The organism is Chelatococcus caeni (genome assembly GCF_014196925.1).
Taxonomy (GTDB): Bacteria; Pseudomonadota; Alphaproteobacteria; order Rhizobiales; family Beijerinckiaceae; genus Chelatococcus_A; species Chelatococcus_A caeni.
The window spans coordinates 334,593-351,971 of sequence record NZ_JACIEN010000001.1 but is presented as its reverse complement, the minus strand read 5'-3'; the positions used below and the strand labels follow the sequence as shown (position 1 = coordinate 351,971).

General features: G+C 70.6%; 18 protein-coding genes and 1 pseudogene. 12 read left to right on the top strand and 7 right to left on the bottom strand.

Features of this window, described 5'->3' with window-relative positions:
- The first annotated feature begins 27 nt into the window (after positions 1-27).
- The 10 genes and pseudogenes from GGR16_RS01755 to GGR16_RS01710 all read left to right on the top strand — a co-directional run bounded on the left by GGR16_RS01755 (position 28) and on the right by GGR16_RS01710 (position 8,796).
- A complete protein-coding gene (locus GGR16_RS01755; RefSeq protein WP_019401463.1) occupies positions 28-282 on the top strand; it encodes an exodeoxyribonuclease VII small subunit in 255 nt (84 codons plus the stop codon).
- Positions 283-304: 22 nt separating this feature from the next.
- Positions 305-1,222 (top strand): pirin family protein, encoded by a 918-nt coding sequence (locus GGR16_RS01750; RefSeq protein ID WP_183315539.1) that lies wholly within the window; start codon positions 305-307, stop codon positions 1,220-1,222.
- 93 nt (positions 1,223-1,315) lie between these two features.
- Complete coding sequence (dxs, locus tag GGR16_RS01745) at positions 1,316-3,223, top strand: 1-deoxy-D-xylulose-5-phosphate synthase (protein WP_183315538.1); 1,908 nt, start codon at positions 1,316-1,318, stop codon at positions 3,221-3,223.
- 641 nt (positions 3,224-3,864) lie between these two features.
- Positions 3,865-4,134, top strand: a complete 270-nt coding sequence (locus GGR16_RS01740) for a type II toxin-antitoxin system VapB family antitoxin (protein ID WP_019401460.1) — start codon at positions 3,865-3,867, stop codon at positions 4,132-4,134.
- Entirely contained in the window at positions 4,131-4,532 is a 402-nt protein-coding gene (locus GGR16_RS01735; protein WP_183315537.1) for a type II toxin-antitoxin system VapC family toxin, read from the top strand. Before GGR16_RS01740 ends, GGR16_RS01735 begins: the two co-directional genes overlap by 4 nt.
- A 9-nt stretch (positions 4,533-4,541) precedes the next feature.
- On the top strand, positions 4,542-5,267 hold the full coding sequence (locus tag GGR16_RS01730; protein ID WP_183315536.1) for a TlyA family RNA methyltransferase: 726 nt from the start codon (positions 4,542-4,544) through the stop codon (positions 5,265-5,267).
- Positions 5,260-6,525 (top strand): class I SAM-dependent RNA methyltransferase, encoded by a 1,266-nt coding sequence (locus GGR16_RS01725; RefSeq protein WP_343059488.1) that lies wholly within the window; start codon positions 5,260-5,262, stop codon positions 6,523-6,525. The genes GGR16_RS01730 and GGR16_RS01725 overlap by 8 nt, the downstream gene beginning before the upstream one ends.
- Complete coding sequence (locus tag GGR16_RS01720; RefSeq protein ID WP_183315535.1) at positions 6,522-7,940, top strand: FAD-linked oxidase C-terminal domain-containing protein; 1,419 nt, start codon at positions 6,522-6,524, stop codon at positions 7,938-7,940. Before GGR16_RS01725 ends, GGR16_RS01720 begins: the two co-directional genes overlap by 4 nt.
- Positions 7,907-8,395 (top strand): annotated as a pseudogene (locus tag GGR16_RS01715) (GNAT family acetyltransferase); the annotation flags it as partial. The gene GGR16_RS01720 and the pseudogene GGR16_RS01715, both read left to right, overlap by 34 nt.
- Before the next feature lie 101 nt (positions 8,396-8,496).
- Positions 8,497-8,796 (top strand): hypothetical protein, encoded by a 300-nt coding sequence (locus GGR16_RS01710; protein ID WP_183315533.1) that lies wholly within the window; start codon positions 8,497-8,499, stop codon positions 8,794-8,796.
- Positions 8,797-8,802: 6 nt separating this feature from the next.
- Here the strand turns inward: GGR16_RS01710 and GGR16_RS01705 are convergent, their stop codons facing one another.
- Positions 8,803-9,558 carry an SOS response-associated peptidase gene (locus tag GGR16_RS01705; RefSeq protein WP_183315532.1) on the bottom strand — a complete coding sequence of 252 codons (756 nt, stop codon included), beginning with the start codon at positions 9,556-9,558 and terminating at the stop codon, positions 8,803-8,805.
- A gap of 132 nt (positions 9,559-9,690) precedes the next feature.
- On the opposite strand from GGR16_RS01705, the gene GGR16_RS01700 reads away from it, so the two are divergent.
- On the top strand, positions 9,691-10,194 hold the full coding sequence (locus GGR16_RS01700) for a hypothetical protein (RefSeq protein WP_156332754.1): 504 nt from the start codon (positions 9,691-9,693) through the stop codon (positions 10,192-10,194).
- 15 nt (positions 10,195-10,209) lie between these two features.
- Here the strand turns inward: GGR16_RS01700 and GGR16_RS01695 are convergent, their stop codons facing one another.
- From GGR16_RS01695 to GGR16_RS01680, 4 genes are all read right to left on the bottom strand, one after another.
- Positions 10,210-11,214 carry a magnesium transporter CorA family protein gene (locus GGR16_RS01695; RefSeq protein WP_183315531.1) on the bottom strand — a complete coding sequence of 335 codons (1,005 nt, stop codon included), beginning with the start codon at positions 11,212-11,214 and terminating at the stop codon, positions 10,210-10,212.
- Between the two features lie 274 nt (positions 11,215-11,488).
- A complete protein-coding gene (locus tag GGR16_RS01690; RefSeq protein WP_026015062.1) occupies positions 11,489-12,343 on the bottom strand; it encodes an SDR family oxidoreductase in 855 nt (284 codons plus the stop codon).
- A gap of 3 nt (positions 12,344-12,346) precedes the next feature.
- Complete coding sequence (locus tag GGR16_RS01685; RefSeq protein ID WP_019401738.1) at positions 12,347-13,213, bottom strand: SDR family NAD(P)-dependent oxidoreductase; 867 nt, start codon at positions 13,211-13,213, stop codon at positions 12,347-12,349.
- Positions 13,214-13,218: 5 nt separating this feature from the next.
- Complete coding sequence (locus GGR16_RS01680; protein ID WP_183315530.1) at positions 13,219-15,012, bottom strand: acyl-CoA dehydrogenase family protein; 1,794 nt, start codon at positions 15,010-15,012, stop codon at positions 13,219-13,221.
- Positions 15,013-15,138: 126 nt separating this feature from the next.
- On the opposite strand from GGR16_RS01680, the gene GGR16_RS01675 reads away from it, so the two are divergent.
- The gene (locus GGR16_RS01675) at positions 15,139-16,164 is read left to right on the top strand and encodes an L-threonylcarbamoyladenylate synthase (RefSeq protein WP_425486550.1); all 1,026 of its coding nucleotides are present in this window, start codon (positions 15,139-15,141) and stop codon (positions 16,162-16,164) included.
- 48 nt (positions 16,165-16,212) lie between these two features.
- On the opposite strand, the gene wrbA is transcribed toward GGR16_RS01675, so the two are convergent.
- Both wrbA and GGR16_RS01665 read right to left on the bottom strand, forming a co-directional pair.
- Positions 16,213-16,812 (bottom strand): NAD(P)H:quinone oxidoreductase, encoded by a 600-nt coding sequence (gene wrbA / locus GGR16_RS01670; RefSeq protein WP_183315529.1) that lies wholly within the window; start codon positions 16,810-16,812, stop codon positions 16,213-16,215.
- Positions 16,813-16,859: 47 nt separating this feature from the next.
- Positions 16,860-17,288: a DoxX family membrane protein gene (locus GGR16_RS01665; protein WP_183315528.1), complete on the bottom strand. Its 429-nt coding sequence runs from the start codon at positions 17,286-17,288 to the stop codon at positions 16,860-16,862.
- Between the last annotated feature and the right edge of the window lie 91 nt (positions 17,289-17,379).

Here is a 17,379-nt window from a genome sequence, read left to right as displayed (position 1 = left end):
CTGGAGCACATGTCCCTTGAGGAATGCATGATGAGCGACCACGCGCCGTCCGATATCGCGTCCCTGCCTTTCGAGCGCGCGCTCAAGGAACTCGAGGAGATCGTCGACCGGCTCGAGAAGGGCAACGTGCCGCTCGACGAATCGATCGCGATCTACGAACGGGGCGAAGCGCTGAAGAAGCACTGCGAGGCGCTCCTGAAGAAGGCAGAGGCGCGCATCGACAAGATCACCATGGGGCCCGACGGCAAGCCCAGCAGCGAGCCGCTCGACGTCGAGGGCTGAGCCTTCAGGACAGGAGGGTGCGATGAGCTGGCTTCGTGGCAAGGACCCCGTGGCCGGCGACGCGCCGTCCTGCGATGCGGCGGACCTCGTGGTCGTGCCGCGGGTCTCCGACATCGGCGGCTTTGCCGTGCGCCGCGCCCTGCCGACCGTGCGGCGGCGCATGGTCGGCCCCTTCATCTTCTGGGACGAGATGGGGCCGGCCGATTTCGCCGTCGGCGACGGGCTCGACGTGCGGCCGCATCCGCACATCGGCCTCGCCACCCTCACCTATCTCTTCGAGGGGGCGATCGTGCACCGCGACAGCCTCGGCAGCGAGGAGATCATCCGCCCCGGCGCCGTCAACCTGATGTCGGCCGGCCGCGGCATCGTCCATTCCGAACGCACGGGCCTCGAGGAGCGCGTCCGCGGCGGCCGTCTCGCCGGCATCCAGAGCTGGGTCGCCCTGCCCGCCGAACGGGAGGAGGATACCCCCGCCTTCAGCCATTACGACGAGAACGCCCTGCCTGACATCGTCGGCGAGGGCAAGCACGTGCGCATCGTCGCCGGCACGCTGTTCGGCTCCAGCTCGCCCGTCGCCACGGCGAGCGAGGCGGTCTATGCCGATGTCGCCCTCGCCGCGGGCGCGAGCATTCCCTTCGATCCGGTCGCCGAGGAGCGGGCGATCTACACCGTCTCCGGCGAGATCGACATCGCCGGCGACCGTTTCGAGGCGCACCGCCTGCTCGTCTTCAAGCCGGGCGACGCGATCACCATCACCGCGCTGACGCCGGCCCGCTTCCTCATGCTCGGCGGGGCGCCGATGGACGGCAAGCGCTACATCTGGTGGAACTTCGTCTCCTCGCGCAAGGAGCGCATCGAGGAGGCGAAGGAGGACTGGAAGCTGGGCCGCTTCGCCGGCGTGCCGGGCGACGACGAGTTCATTCCCCTGCCCGAGATGTGAGCGGCGCGGCAACGGCGCCTTTGACCCACGCCGGACAAGGCCCTATGTCCGGTTGCAGCCAACCCGCACCACCCGCGCGCGAGGACGATTGCCGTGCCCGTCGATACGCCGCTGCTCGATACCATCAAGACGCCCGCGGACCTGCGCCGCCTGCCCGAGGCGGACCTGCGCCAGATAGCGGACGAGTTGCGCGCCGAGACGATCGACGCCGTCTCGGTCACCGGCGGGCATCTCGGCGCCGGGCTCGGCGTGGTCGAGCTGACGGTGGCGCTGCATCACGTCTTCGACACGCCGCACGACCGGCTGATCTGGGACGTCGGCCACCAGGCCTATCCGCACAAGATCCTGACCGGGCGGCGCGAGCGCATCCGCACCCTGCGCAAGGGCGGCGGCCTCTCCGGCTTCACCAAGCGCGCCGAGAGCGAGTACGACCCCTTCGGCGCGGCCCATTCCTCCACCTCCATCTCCGCCGGGCTCGGCATGGCGGTGGCGCGCGACCTCAAGGGCGAGCGGCGCAATGTCGTCGCCGTCATCGGCGACGGGGCGATGTCGGCCGGCATGGCCTACGAGGCCATGAACAACGCCGGGGCGATGAACGAGCGGCTCATCGTCATCCTCAACGACAACGACATGTCCATCGCCCCGCCGGTCGGCGCCATGTCGGCCTATCTCGCCCGGCTCGTCTCGGGCGGCGCCTACCGCACGCTGCGCGAGGCGGGCAAGCAGCTCGCCAAGCGGCTGCCGAAGTTCTTCTACGAGAAGGCGCAGCGCGCCGAGGAATTCGCCCGCGGCTTCTGGACGGGCGGCACGCTCTTCGAGGAGCTCGGCTTCTACTATGTCGGGCCCATCGACGGCCACAACCTCGACCATCTGCTGCCGGTGCTGAAGAACGCGCGCGATGCCGAGGCGGGGCCGATCCTCGTCCATGTCGTGACGCAGAAGGGCAAGGGCTATGCCCCGGCCGAAGCCGCCGCCGACAAGTACCACGGCGTCGTCACCTTCGACGTCGTCACCGGCGCGCAGGCCAAGCCCAAGGCCAACGCGCCGAGCTATACGAAGGTCTTCGCCGAGAGCCTCGTGCGCGAGGCCGAGGAGGACGAGCGCATCGTCGCCGTCACCGCGGCCATGCCCTCGGGCACGGGTCTCGACCTCTTCGGCAAGGCCTTTCCGCAGCGCACCTTCGACGTCGGCATCGCCGAGCAGCACGCGGTGACCTTCGCGGCGGGGCTCGCGGCCGAGGGCTACAAGCCCTTCTGCGCCATCTATTCCACCTTCCTGCAGCGCGCCTACGACCAGATCGTGCACGACGTCGCCATCCAGAACCTGCCGGTGCGCTTCGCGCTCGACCGGGCCGGGCTCGTCGGCGCCGACGGGCCGACCCACGCCGGCTCCTTCGACATCGCCTTCCTCGGCTGCGTGCCGAACATGGTCATGATGGCCGCGGCGGACGAGGCAGAGCTCGTGCACATGGTGGCGACGGCCGCGGCCCATGACGAGGGCCCCATCGCCTTCCGCTACCCGCGCGGCGAGGGCGTCGGCACCGACATGCCCGAGCGCGGGGTGCCGCTCGCCATCGGCCGGGGGCGCATCCTGCGCGAGGGCGGGCGCGTCGCGCTCCTCTCCCTCGGCACGCGGCTCGCGGAATGCCTCAAGGCGGCGGAACAGCTCGAGGCACGGGGCCTTGCCACCACCGTGGCGGATGCGCGCTTCGCCAAGCCGATCGACACCGCACTCGTGCTGCGCCTCGCGCGCGAGCACGAATGCCTCGTCACGGTGGAGGAAGGCTCCATCGGCGGCTTCGGCACGCAGGTGCTGCATCTGCTCGCCCGCGCCGGCGCGCTCGACCACGGCCTCAAGGTGCGCCCGATGGTGCTGCCGGACAGCTTCATCGACCACGACAAGCCCGAGCGGATGTATGCCGAGGCCGGCCTCGACGCCGCCGGCATCGTGGCGACGGTCTTTTCCGCGCTCGGCACCGACGCGGCGGCGCTGAGGGCGTAAGACCGGGACGGCAGGAGCACCCTCGTTCGCCGGACGCCTGAAGTGAAGCGAAAGGCGATCCGGCGTCCAGTGCAAGATGGCGCCGAAGGCGGCCGTCTGGCCGGGCCTGCCTGTGGCGAAGGACCATGCGGGAGCACGCCCGACTTCCTTTCGCGTCCTGGCCGGGCTTGTCCCGGCCATCCAGGTCTTCAATCTCGCGCGGGCGTCGCGGCGTGGATGCCCGCGACGAGCGCGGGCAGGACGGTGAGGGGCCGGTGCACTCCCGGGACGCAAGCGGGCCTTGGCGGCCCGCGCACTCACATCCTTGCCGCTACGCCACGAGCCAAGGCGTGGGTGCCTGGGAGGGCCCTCTCCATCCGTCTTGGCCGGGCCCGTCCCGGCCATCCACACCGTTGACCCTGCGCGCGAGCGTCGCGGCGTGGGTGCCCGCGACGAGCCGGGCCGGACGGTGAGGGGCCGGTGCGCATACGACGCGCGGGCATGACGCGCCGGCGCCGGTGCGCTCCCAAGGCGCAAGCCGGTCCTTGATCGCAAGCCGGTCCTTTTTCGCAAGCGCCGCTCGCCCTGCCGCCAAGGAAGAACCCTTGTAGCGTCTTCCTTGCGCGCCTATTCTTCCTATCCTGAGACAGGAAGAAACGGCCATGGCCCTCAACATCAAATCCGCCGAGACGGAGCGTCTCGCCCGCGAGGTCGCGGCGCTCACCGGCGAGACGATCACCGAAGCCGTGCGCAAGGCGCTCGAGATGCGCCTCGAACAGGCGCGGGAGGAGCGGGAGAAGGAAATCGCGCGCCAGATGGCCGCTTTGCGCGTGATTCAGGAGGATGTCCGCCGCCTCGGTCCGCTGCCGAAGATCACGAAACGTGATTTCGACGAGTTGTGGGGCGAACTTGACGACGGCGAACAGGAATGATCGTCGTCGATACGTCGGCCTTCATCGCCATGCTCACCAATGAGCCGGAAGCCGAAGCGCTCGCTCTGGCGCTCTATGGCGCCGGCGCCCGCTACGTCTCGGCTGTAACGGTCTATGAAACACGGGTCGTCCTGCTGCGGCGAGGCGATGCTCGCTATTTCATCCCCTTTGGCAATCTGCTCACCAGCGCCAACGTCGTCCTGCACACCTTCGATACGGCTCAGTCCAATCTCGCGAGCGACGCCTACCGTCGCTTCGGCCGCGGCTCCGGCCATCCGGCACGGCTCAACCTCGGCGACTGTGCGTCCTATGCGCTCGCCATGTCGCTCGACGCGCCTCTGCTCTATAAGGGCAACGACTTCTCGCAGACGGACGTGCGCTCCGCGCTCGCCGCATAAGCTCAGCCCATGCGTAAACGCGCCGATCTTCTTCTCGTCGAACGTGGCTTCTTCGACAGCCGCGCCAAGGCGCAGGCGGCCATCGCCGCCGGGGGCGTGACGGCCGACGGGCGCCCCGTGCGCAAGGCGTCCGACGCGCTGCCGGTCGGTGCGGCGATCGCGGCGGAAGCGCCGCACCCCTGGGTGTCGCGCGCCGGCGTCAAGCTCGCAGCGGCGCTCGATGCCTTCGCCATCGATCCCGCCGGGCTCACCTGCCTCGACATCGGCGCCTCGACCGGCGGCTTCACCGAGGTGCTCGTCGCCCGCGGCGCGGCGAAGGTCTATGCGGTCGACGTGGGCCACGGCCAGTTGCACCCGCGCCTTGCCGCCGATCCGCGCGTCGTCTCGCTCGAAGGGGTCGATGCGCGGGCCCTGACGGCGGCCGAGGTGCCGGAAGCGGCCGGCCTCATGGTGGCTGATGTTAGCTTCATCTCGCTGAAGCTCGTCCTGCCGGCGGTGACGGACCGCATCGCCGATGGCGGCCATCTCGTCGCGCTCGTCAAGCCGCAGTTCGAGGCGGGCCGGGCGCATCTCAAGAAGGGCATCGTGCGCGAAGAAGCCGTGCGCCAGGCGGTGGTGGAGGATATCGCCACGCTCGTGCGCGATCTCGGGCTCACCGTCCTCGGCACCATGGCTTCCCCCATCGCCGGGGGAGACGGCAACGTGGAATATCTGATCGGGGCACGCCGTGGCTGAAACCTTGACCATCACCCGCCTCGGCGCCCGCGGCGACGGCATCGCCGAGGGGCCGCACGGCCCGGTCTATGTGCCCTTCGCGCTGCCCGGCGAGGTCGTCACGGCCGAAGTGGACGGCGAGCGCGGCCGGCTCGTCAGCGTCGAGACCGCATCGGCCGACCGGCAGGCTGCCGAATGCCCGCTCTTCGGCCATTGCGGCGGCTGCGCGGCGCAGCACGTGGCGCCGCAGCTCTATGGGGCGTGGAAGCGCGACATCGTCGTGCAGGCCCTCGCCCATGCCGGCATCGAGACCGACGTTTCGCCGCTCGTCGATGCGCATGGCGCCGGGCGGCGGCGCGTGACCTTCCATGCCCGCCTGATCGAGGGGAAGGCCGCCGTCGGCTTCATGGCGGCGCGCAGCCATGCGCTCGTTCCCATCGCCCAATGCCCGGTGCTGGCGCCCGGCCTCGCCGCGGCGCCGGACAAGGCCCGGGCGCTCGCCGCCCTCATCCTGCCGCGCGGCAAGCCGCTCGACATCCAGGCGACCGAGACGCTCGGCGGGCTCGACATGGACATCCGCGGCCTCGGCAAGGCCGACGACAGGCTGCGCATGACGCTCGTCGAGGCGGCCCGCACGCTCGACCTCGCGCGCCTGTCGCTGCACGGCGAGATCCTCATCGAGCGCCGCCCGCCCGCTGCCACGATGGGGCCGGCCGCCGTGGTGCCGCCGCCCGGCGGCTTCCTGCAGGCCACGGCCGCCGGCGAGGAGGCGCTCGCCGCCCTCGTGACGGAGGCCTGTGCCGGCGCGCGCCATGTGGCGGACCTCTTCGCGGGCTGCGGCCCCTTCGCCCTGCGCCTCGCGCGGCAGGCCAAGGTGCACGCCGTGGAGAACGGCGCCGAGGCCCTTGCCGCGCTGCAGCGCGCCGCGCGCAACACGCAGGGGCTGAAGCCGCTCACCACGGAGGTGCGCGACCTCTTCCGCCGGCCGCTGCTGCCGCTGGAGCTCGACCGCTTCGACGCCGTCGTCCTCGATCCGCCCCGCGCGGGGGCGGAGGCGCAGGCGCGGCAGATCGCACTGTCCAAGGTGCCGCTCGCCATCTCCGTCTCGTGCGATCCCGGCACCTTCGCACGCGATGCCCGCATCCTGGTCGAGGCCGGCATGCAGCTGACCCGGGTCGTGCCGGTCGACCAGTTCCGCTACACCCACCATGTGGAGGTCGTCGGCGTCTTCACGCGCCCGGCGAAGCACAAGAACAAAGGCAAGGGAGGGCGTCCGTGAGCAAGGGGACCAACGAGGATTTTCTGGCGGGGCTCGCCGCCGTCACCGGCCCGGGCAACGTGCTCACCGCCCCTGACGACATCCTGCCCTTCCTGCGCGAGCCGCGCGACCTCTTCCGCGGCGAGGCGCTCGCCGTCGTCCGGCCCGGCACGACGCAGGAGGTGGCCGAGGTGGTGCGCCACGCCCGCGCGGCCGGCATCGCGGTGGTGCCGCAGGGCGGCAACACCGGCCTCGTCGGCGGGCAGATCCCGGATGCGAGCCGGCCGATGGTGGTGCTCAACCTGCAGAAGCTCGACCGGATCCGCGAGGTCGACGCGCTGACCGACACGATGACGGTGGAGGCGGGCGTCACCCTGCTCAGGGCGCAGGAGGCGGCGGAGGCTGCCGACCGGCTCTTTCCCCTGTCGCTCGCCTCGGAAGGCTCCTGCACGATCGGCGGCAACATCGCCAGCAATGCCGGCGGCACCGCCGTCATCGCCTATGGCAACACGCGCGACCTCGTCATCGGGCTTGAGGTGGTGCTGGCGGACGGCCGCATCTGGAACGGCCTCGGCAAGCTGCGCAAGGACAACACCGGCTACGACCTGAAGAACCTCTTCATCGGGTCCGAAGGCACGCTCGGCATCGTCACCGCCGCGGTGCTCAAGCTCTTTCCCCGCCCGCAGGGGCGGGCCACCGCCTTCTGCGGACTTTCTTCGCCGCAGGCGGCGCTCGATCTCCTCGCCCTCGCCAAGGCGGAGGCCGGCGGCGCCGTGACCACTTTCGAGTTCCTGCCCCGCCTCGGGCTCGAATTCGTGCTGCGGCACGCGCCCGGCACGCGCGACCCGCTCGGCGAGCCGCACGCCTGGTATGTGCTGATGGAATTGTCCTCGGCCGCCGAAGCCGGGCTCGACGACGCGATGGAGCGCATCCTGACGGCGGCGCTCGAGCGCGGCCTCGTCGACGACGCGGCGATCGCGGCGAGCCTCGACCAGCGCAACGCCTTCTGGAAGCTGCGCGAGGCGCTCTCCGAGGTGCAGCGGCACGAGGGCGGCTCGATCAAGCACGACATCTCCGTGCCGGTGGCCCTGGTGCCGCAGTTCCTCGAGGAAGCGGCGGCGGCCGCCGAGGCGCTGGTGCCGGGCTGCCGCCCCCTGCCCTTCGGCCATCTCGGCGACGGCAACGTGCATTTCAACGTCAGCCAGCCGGTCGGCGCCGACAAGCAGGCCTTCCTCGCCCGCTGGGAGGCGATGAACGAGGCCGTGCACGCCGTCGTGCTCCGGCACGGCGGCTCGATCTCGGCCGAGCACGGCATCGGGCGCCTCAAGCGCGACCTGCTGCCCGCCGTCAAGGATCCCGTCGCGCTCGATCTCATGCGCAAGCTCAAGGCCGCGCTCGACCCCGAAAGCCTGCTCAATCCCGGAGCGATGCTGTGACGGCCCCGCTCGCGGCCGGCCCGATGGCCGAGGCAGAGCTGCCGGCCGTCGTCGCCCTGTGGCAGGCGGCCGGCCTGACGCGGCCTTGGAACGACCCGGCCGAGGACATCGCCTTCTGCCGCTCCTCGGGCCACGGCGAGGTGCTGGTGCTGCGCAGGGCGGACGGCGCCATCGTCGCGGCCTGCATGGTGGGCCACGACGGGCACCGGGGGGTCGTCTACTATGTCGCGGTCGACCCGGCCGAGCGGGGCGCCGGCCATGGCCGCGCCATCATGGCGGCCGCGGAGGCGTGGCTCAAGGCACGAGGCATCTGGAAGCTCAACCTTCTCGTGCGGGCCGGCAACGAGGCAGTGCAGCGCTTCTACGAGCAGCTCGGCTTCGAGGCCCAGCCGCGCCTCTACATGGAGAAGTGGCTCGACCCGGGTCGCCAGCCGGCGATGCGGCAGGAACGATAGGAAAAGAGGCCGGCGTACATCTTCCGTTCATCTTGCCCGATGTTTCATGGGCCCCGGCGACAGGCAGAAATGCCCCATGATTCGCGATGCGGAGATTTGTGATGCCGTCTGTTTCTTTCCAGCCCTTTTCCCTGAAACGCTCCTTGCCCTTCGTCCTCGGCGCGGCGGCCGCGGCCTTCGTCAGCTTCTCCGGCCCGGCCGTGACCTCCGCCGAAGCGCGGACCGTCTGCCGGTCGGAGCGCGTGTGCACGCAGCCGAAGCCGGTGCGCGAGGTCGTCACCAACTGCCGCATGGTGCACCGCCCGGGCGTCGGCCCGCGCCGCGTCTGCGAGAAGGAGGTGCGCTGGGTGCGCCGTGGCCCGCCGCGCTGCACGGTGGAGCGTGTCTGCCGGCGCGTCTGACGCGCCTCACGCATCCTCGTCGAACAGCGACAGCTGAGCTTCAGGCGGGCGCTTGCGCCCGCCTTTTTCATGGCCGCGTGCGGGGGCCGGCACGGCCTCGCCCGCCGGGCCCTGCACGGTCGCGTCGTCGCGGCGGGCATCGTTGAGGTTCTGCGATACGGGGCGCATGGTCAGGAGGTCGTCCGGGGCCGGGCGCACGAGGCCGAGCGCGGCGAGGCCCGGCTGGGTGCAGTCGAGCCACAATTCGGCGTCGTCCGGCGCGACGATCATGGGCATGCGTGGGTGCAGCGCCGCGAGCGTGCCGTTGGCGTCGGTGGTCACGATGGCGACGGTGTCGATCTCGCTGCCGTTCGGGCTCGCATAGGTCTCCCAGATGCCGGCCAAGAGCATCAAGCCGCCATCGGCCCGCTCGATCATGAAGGGCGTGCTCTTCGCGCCGTCGCGGCGCCATTCGTAGAAGGCGCTCGCCGGCACGAGGCAACGGCGATGGCGGGCGGCGGCGCGGAAGGCGGCCTTCTCGCCGATCGTCTCGCCGCGGGCGTTGAAGAGGAGCGGCATCGCCGCCGGGTCCTTCGTCCAGGCCGGCACGAAGCCCCAGCGCATCAGGGAAAAATGCCGCCGGCCCGCGGCATCGGCCGTGACGACGGCGATCGGCTGCGTGGGGGCGATGTTGTAGCGCGGCGGAAATTCGACCTCTTCCTCATAGCCGCACTGCGACTGCACCTGTTCGGGAAAGAGCGTCAGCGCGAAGCGACCGCACATGATCCTGACCGTTACGAATTTATTTGCCTGATGCTGCCACAGTCACGTGGCGGCACCGGCAAGGGCAAGACGGCCGCAGGCACGACGAGGCGTTGTGCACATGGAAGACGGGGGTCGGGAGTGGCAGCGGGCATGTCCATGGGCAAAGGGAACGTCGACGGCGGCATGCCCTTCGCGGCGGAGCCCGCGCCGTCGCTCTCCACCGATTTCCTCAACCAGTACAACGAAGTGCTGATGATCATCGAGCTCGCGGCCGACGATGCGGAGCTGATGGAGACCCTCGACGAATGGCAGCCGCGCAGCTACCGGCAGCACTTCGCCAAGCATGCGCAGCTGCGTTTCGCCGACGACGCGCTGAGGGCCTACGAGGCGCTGGCGCCGGAGCGCCGGCTCGCCTTCGAGAACCTGCGCCTCGCCATGGACGACGTGGTGACGAGCGCCATCCGCGCGCTGAAACAGGCGGGCGAGGCCGAGGAGCGCGCGGCGATCGCCGCCGCCTCGTCCTCCCTGCTGCGGCGCATGATCGAGGCCGCCGCCAGCTTCATCCGCACCGAGGGGCGCGACTGGCGCAGCTTCAGCCACGCCGAGATGCAGGGCACCATCGACCGGCTCATGGCCCATTGGGGCCGGCACTGAGCGGGAAGAGACGCCTCACAGCCACCGCTTCCAGCGGAAGAACAGGTAGGGGGCGATGGCGGCCGCCACCATGGCGAGGAGCGCGGAGGGATAGCCGAACCACAGGTCGAGCTCCGGCATGTCCTTGAAGTTCATGCCGTAGATCGAGGCGATGAGCGTCGGCGGCATGAAGACGACGGCCATGACCGAGAACAGCTTGATGATGTTGTTCTGCTCGAGGTTGACGAGGCCGAGCGTCGCATCGAGCAGGAACTGGATCTTGCCCGACTGGAAGGTGGCGTGCTCCTCCAGCGACTGCAGGTCGCGCAGGGTGGTGCGCACCTGCTCGCGCAGCTCCACCGGTACCCGCGTCGCGCGATAGACGACCGAGAGGAACAGCAGCAGCCGCTCGATGGAGACGAGGCTCTCCCGGCTCATGGAGATGAGCGTGCCGTAGCGGCCGAGGTCGCGCAGGGTCTTCTGGTATTCGCCATGGCGGCCGGTCATCTTGTCGGCCACGTCGAAGACGGCGCGGGAGATCCTGTCGATGCTGCTGCCCGTCGCCTGCAGGACCTCGGCCAGCCGGTCGATGATGGTCTCGATGAGGCCGGCGAAGACCTCCTCGGCGCTCGCGCCGCAGCCGCCCTGCTTGCCGGCCCGGTTGGCGAACATGCCGAAGGCACGCGGCTCGTCGTAGCGCACGGTGACGAGGGCCGCCCCCTTGAGGATGAAGGTGACCGCCGTGATGTCCGGGTCATCGCTGTCGGCGGCGAAGAGCAGGCGCACCGTCATGTAGCGCGCGCCGTTCTCGCTGTAGAGCAGCTCGGAGGGCTCGATGTCCTCCATGTCCTCGCGGGTCGGGATCTCGATGCCGAGGTGCTGCTCGACGAGGCGATCCTCCTCGCGGGTCGGCGCCACGAGATCGATCCAGACCGCATCGGCCGGAAGGGCCTCGCCCGGCGGCAGGACCTGCCGCTCGAGCCGGCAGACATTGGTGTCGTCCCGCTCCATCGGATCGACCATGCGGTAGACGACGATCATGCCCTGCGCTCCGAAAGCCTGTTACGGGCGCTCTCTATCGCATTTCGGGGCGGAGGCGAAATCCGGCGCGCGCCCTGACTCCCCTCCCCCTTGCGGGGAGGGGCCGGGGGTGGGGGTTCCGGGCGCAACGGTCCAAGAATTGGTGCTGCGCCTTTAGCCTGCACAACAAATCGCGCCGGATGCGACTGCGGCACCGCCCCCCACCCCGACCCTCCCCACCGCAAGCGGGGGGAGGGAGAACCAGCGACGGCGCAGGCACACTTCCCGCCTTTGATCAATGCGCCGAGCCCGGCACCGGGGGCGTGTCGTCCGGCACGAAGAAATCCGGCATCAGGGGCTTCGAGGGATCGACGCGGTACTGCTCGAAATCGGTGACGCCCTCGGCGGCGAGCACGAGGTCGTCGATGAGGAACTGGCCCGAGAAGCTGCGCGCGGGCTTGCTGAAGACGGCATAGGCCGCGTCGGCCATGATCTCGGGCGTGCGGCTCGCCTCCACCATCGCCTCGCCGCCGAGGAGGTTGCGGATGGCGCTCGTCGCGATGGTCGTGCGCGGCCACAGCGCGTTGACGGCGATGCCCTTCGACCGCAATTCGCCGGCAAGGCCGAGCACGCACAGGCTCATGCCGTATTTGGCGATGGAATAGGCAAGATGCGGGGCGAACCACTTCTCGTTCATGTCGAGCGGCGGCGACAGCATGAGGATGTGCGGGTTGTCCGCCTTCTCGAGATGGGGAATGGCGTATTTCGACACCATGAAGGTGCCGCGCGTGTTGACCTGGTGCATCAGGTCGAAACGCTTCATGTCGGTGTCGCGCGTGCCGGTGAGCTGGATGGCGCTCGCGTTGTTGACGACGATGTCGAGGCCGCCGAAGGTCTCAGCCGTCCGGGTGATGGCGGCCGCCACCTCCTCCTCGTTGCGCACGTCGACGACGAGCGGCAGCGCCCGCCCGCCCGCCGCCTCGATCTCGGCGGCGGCGGTGAAGATGGTGCCGGGGAGCTTGGGGTGGGGTGCGGCCGTCTTGGCGGCGATGGCGACATTGGCGCCGTCCCGCGCGGCCTTGAGCGCAATGGCGAGCCCGATGCCGCGCGAGGCGCCGGTGATGAACAAGGTCTTGCCCGACAATGACATGGCTCAGGTCTCCCCGTCTTCGGCTGTCTCTTTGATGGAATAGCGCGGCGGGCGGCGGCCGTCCGCATCGGTGAAGCCATAGAGGCCGGCGAGATCCCCGACATGGAGAACCCTGCCCGCGTGACGGGCAACGCCGGCATCGCATGCGAGCGCCGCCACTGCACGGCCGGCATAGAGCGGGGTCTCGCCCGCCTCCGCCGCCAGGGGTGAGCCCGCGACGCGCTCCGTGCGCACGAAGCCGGGCGACAGGGCGAGCGCAGTGACGCCATGGGGGGCGAGCTCGCTCGCCATGGCGAGCGTCAGCCGCGCCATCGATGCCTTGGCGAGGTCGTAGAAGACATCGCCGAGATAGGCACCGCCGTCGTCGAAGAGCACGGTGACGAGAAGGCCGGAGCCGGCGCCCACCATGGCCGGGGCGAAGGCCTTCGCCAGGAGGAGCTGTGCATAGACGCCGGTCTCGAACACGGTGCCGAGGCGCGCCGCCGGCCGGCGCCAGAAAGGCGTGCCCCAGGCCGAGCCGTCGGAATAGCGCTCGCCGTCGTAGCCCTCGTTGCCGCCCCAGACCGCATCGACGACGAGATCGACGCGGCCGAAGCGGCGCAGCGTCCACGCCGCGAGGCCGTCCACCTCACGCTCGACCGTATGGTCGCATTGATAGGGGTGGCCCCGGCCGCCGAGCGCCTCGACGAGGCGCGCCGTCTCCTCGACGGTCTCGGGCCGCCCGTCGGTGCGCGGGCCGGCCTCGCTCGAGCGGCCGGTCACGATCACCGTCGCCCCGGCCTCCGCGAGCCCGCGGGCGATGCCGCGCCCGACGCCGCGGGACGCGCCGGCGACGACGCAGATGCGGTCCGAGAGGGGCCCGCCCGCCATGCCGATCAGCCCGCGAGGGCTGCTTCGGCGTCGGCGAGCGCGGATGCGCCCGTCATCACGGTCTGCGCCAGGCCGCGGGCGCCGGTGGCGATGTTCTCGGCGAAGAAACGGGCGAGCGCGATGCGGCCAGCGTGGGCCGGGTTGGTGTCGCCGGCGGCGCGCGCCTCGCTTGCGGCGAGCGCGGCCATCGCGAGCGCCGTGCCGCCCTGGGCGATGCCGAAGAGGCGCAGATAGGGCGTCGCCGCGGCGAGTGCGTCGGCCGGGCTGTTGCCGGAAAGCGCCTTGAGGAGGAAGGAGGTGGCATCGTCGAGCGCCTCCACCGCCTCGCGCAGCCGTGCCGCCGTGGCGCCGAAGGCCTCGTCGCGGCTCGCGACGAGCCGGGCGCCGACCTTGCGCATCTCGGCGATGGCGCCGCGCACGGTGGTGCCGTCGGACAGGGGCAGCTTGCGCAGGACGAGGTCGATGGCCTGGATGCCGTTGGTGCCCTCGTAGATCGGCGCGATACGCGCATCACGCAGGTGCTGGGCGGCACCCGTCTCCTCGATGAAGCCCATGCCGCCGTGCACCTGCACGCCGAGCGACGCGACCTCGCAGCCGATGTCGGTGGAGAAGGCCTTCGCGACCGGCGTCAGCAGCGAGGCGAGCTCGTGCGCCTTGCGCCGGGCCTCGGCATCCGGCGCGAGGCGGCTGCGGTCGATGGCGGCCGCCGTCATCAGGCAGATGCCGCGCGCGGCGTGGGTCGTCGCCTTCATGGTGAGCAGCATGCGCTGCACGTCCGGATGGTCGGCGATGGGGCTCATGCCCTCCCCCGCGCCGGGCGCCCGGCCCTGCCGGCGCTCGCGGGCATAGGACAAGGCCTGCTGATAGGCCCGGTCGGCGATGGCGACGCCCTGGGCGCCGACCGCGAGGCGGGCGTTGTTCATCATGGTGAACATGCAGGCGAGGCCGCGGTTCTCTTCGCCGACGAGCCAGCCGACGGCACCGCCGGCATCGCCGTAGACCATGGTGCAGGTGGGCGAGGCGTGGATGCCGAGCTTGTGCTCGATGGAATGGCAGCGCACGTCGTTGCGCGCGCCGAGCGAGCCGTCGTCGTTGACGAAGAACTTCGGCACGAGGAACAGCGAGATGCCGCGCGTGCCGGGCGGCGCATCCGGCAGGCGGGCGAGCACCAGATGCACGATATTGTCGGTGAGGTCGTGCTCGCCATAGGTGATGAAGATCTTCGATCCGGTGATGCGATAGGTGCCGTCGCCCGCCCGCTCGGCGCGCGTCCTGACGGCGTTGAGATCGGAGCCCGCCTGCGGCTCCGTGAGGTTCATGGTGCCCATCCACTCGCCGGAGACGAGCTTTTCGAGATAGCGCCGCTTCAGGTCCTCGCTGGCGTGGGCCGTCAGGGCCTCGACGGCGCCGGCCGTGAGCAGCGGGCCGAGGGCGAAGGACATGCAGGAGGCGTTCCAGAATTCGACGCAGGCGGTCTGCACCAGGGTCGGCAGGCCCTGGCCGCCCCATTCGGGATCGCAGGGCAGCGCGTTCCAGCCCGCCTCGGCCCAGGCCGTATAGACCTCCTTCCAGCCCGGGGCGGTCGTCACCTGCCCGTCGGCGAAGCGGGCACCCGTCCGGTCCGCCGGCGCGTTGAGCGGCGCGATGCGCTCGGAGGCGAATCGCCCGGCCTCCTCCAGCACCTGCTCCACGAGTTCCACGGAGAGGTCGGGATAGAGCCCCTCGGCGATGCTCTCCTCGAGCCCGGCCACGTGCCGCATGGTGAAGGCCAGATCCTCGACCGGTGCCCGATAGGTCATCGCCGCTCCCTCATCTTGTCTGTGCGGCCATTTGAGGCCGTGCATTTAGTGCGTGCCACGCGGCCCGTTGACGCGCATCATAAGCCGCGTCAAAGGCAGGCAGGCAAGACCAGAGATAGTTTAAACGTGAACGATGATCGATCAACGCCCGTCGCGTCCCAAGACGGGCATGGGCAACGCGTCACCGAGCTGCTGACGGCCGACGTCGGCGGCCTGTCGCGCGCCGCCGACCTGCTGCGGCTCGGCGGCCTCGTGGCCTTCCCGACGGAGACGGTCTACGGCCTCGGCGCGGACGCGACAAACCCGCGGGCGGTGGCCGGCATCTACGCCGCCAAGGAGCGCCCCTCCTTCAACCCGCTCATATCGCACCTGCCGGATATCGCGGCGGCCGAGCGGGAGGGGGTGTTCGAACAGGATGCGGCGCGGCTCGCCGAGGCCTTCTGGCCCGGGCCATTGACGCTGGTAGTGCCGCGGGCGGAGACGTCGCGCATCTGCGACCTTGCGACGGCCGGGCTCGATTCGGTCGCGCTGCGCGTGCCGGGCCTGCCGCTGGCGCGGGACCTGCTCACGCTCGTCGGCCGGCCGGTGGCCGCGCCCTCGGCCAACCGCTCGGGCCGCATCAGCCCGACGCGGGCGGACCACGTCCTCGCCGACCTCATCGACCGCATCGACGCGGTGATCGACGGCGGCGGCACCAATGTCGGGCTCGAATCGACCATCATCTCCTGCCTCGACGGCGAGATGCGCCTGCTGCGCCCGGGCGGCGTGCCGCGCGAGGCGATCGAAGAGGTGCTGGGACGCAAGCTCCTCGACGGCGCCGCCCCGACGGAGGAGGAGGCGCCGCTCGCGCCGGGCATGCTCGAATCCCACTACGCCCCGCGGGCGGAGGTGCGCCTCGATGCCGAGGAGGTGCGGCCGGGCGAAGGCGCCCTCCTCTTCGGCCGCAACCGGCCGCCGGGGATCGAGAACGCGGGCGCCATCCGCAATCTCAGCGAAAGCGGCGACCTCGTGGAGGCCGCCGCCAATCTGTTCGCCCACCTGCGCGGGCTCGACGATGCCCGGGTGCCGGCCATCGCGGTCGTCCCCATCCCCGCGCACGGCCTCGGCGAGGCCATCAACGACCGGCTGCGGCGGGCGGCGGCGCCACGATGAAAAAGGCCCGGACGAGCCGGGCCTTTCCGTGCGGTCTGCGCGACGCGCTCACCCCTTGAGCTTGGCTGCGATCTCGGCCACGTGCCTGCCCTGGAAGCGGGCCCCTTCCAGCTCCACGGCGGAGGGCTGGCGGCTGCCGTCGGCGGCGGCGATGGTGGAGGCGCCGTAGGGCGAGCCACCCTTGATCTCGTCGAGGCCGCTCTGCCCGGCGAAGGAATAGGGCAGGCCGACGACGACCATGCCGTGGTGCATCAGCGTGGGGATGAAGGTCAGGATGGTCGATTCCTGGCCGCCGTGCTGGGTGGCGGAGGAGGTGAAGACCGAGCCGACCTTGCCGATGAGCGCGCCCTTGGCCCACAGGCCGCCGGTCTGGTCGAGGAAGTTGCGCATCTGCGCCGTCATGTTGCCGAAGCGGGTCGGCGTGCCGAAGACGATGGCGTCATACTCCGCCAGTTCCTCCACCGTGGCGACCGGCGCCGCCTGGTCGAGCTTGAAGCCGGCCTTCTCAGCCACCTCCGCCGGCACCAGCTCGGGCACGCGCTTGACGACGGCCTCGGCGCCGGCGGCCCGGGCGCCCTCGGCCACGGCCTGCGCCATCGTCTCGATGTGGCCGTAGGACGAATAATAGAGAACGAGAACCTTGGTCATGGCGACATACCTCTCAAATTGCCGGGTGGGTTTGAACGCGGGGCGGATCAGCGTGCCGCAATGGGCCGCGCCGCGATCGGGGAAGGCGAGGCCTTGAGGGCGAAGGCACCATCACCCGCAAGGGCCTGGACGGCAGCGGCGACGACGAGGAAGGCGGGATATTCCCAGCCGCCGTTCGGCGCCGTGAAGAGCCAGCCGTTCGGCACGTGCACCATCAGCGCGCCGAGCAGGACCGGCACGAGCGCCGCCGAGACATAGCGGGCATAAAGGCCGAGAATGAGGGCGATGCCGCCGAGGAGCTCGGCGAGGAAGACCGGCCAGGCGAAGAAGGCGGGAAAGCCGACCTGGCCGAGAAAGCCGGCGAAGCCGGGGATGGTGAAGACGACATACTTCAGGAGCGCGTGGGCGATGAACATAAGGCCGAGGGAAACGCGCAAAAGGAACAGCCCATAGGGCGCGGTGCGGGGATCGATCACGGAAGGGCTCCAGGTCACGGGGTTTTCGCACAAGTGCAACGTGAGGGGGATTTTGGGTTTCCCGCCGCGCAAAGCCAGCAGTATGATCGCA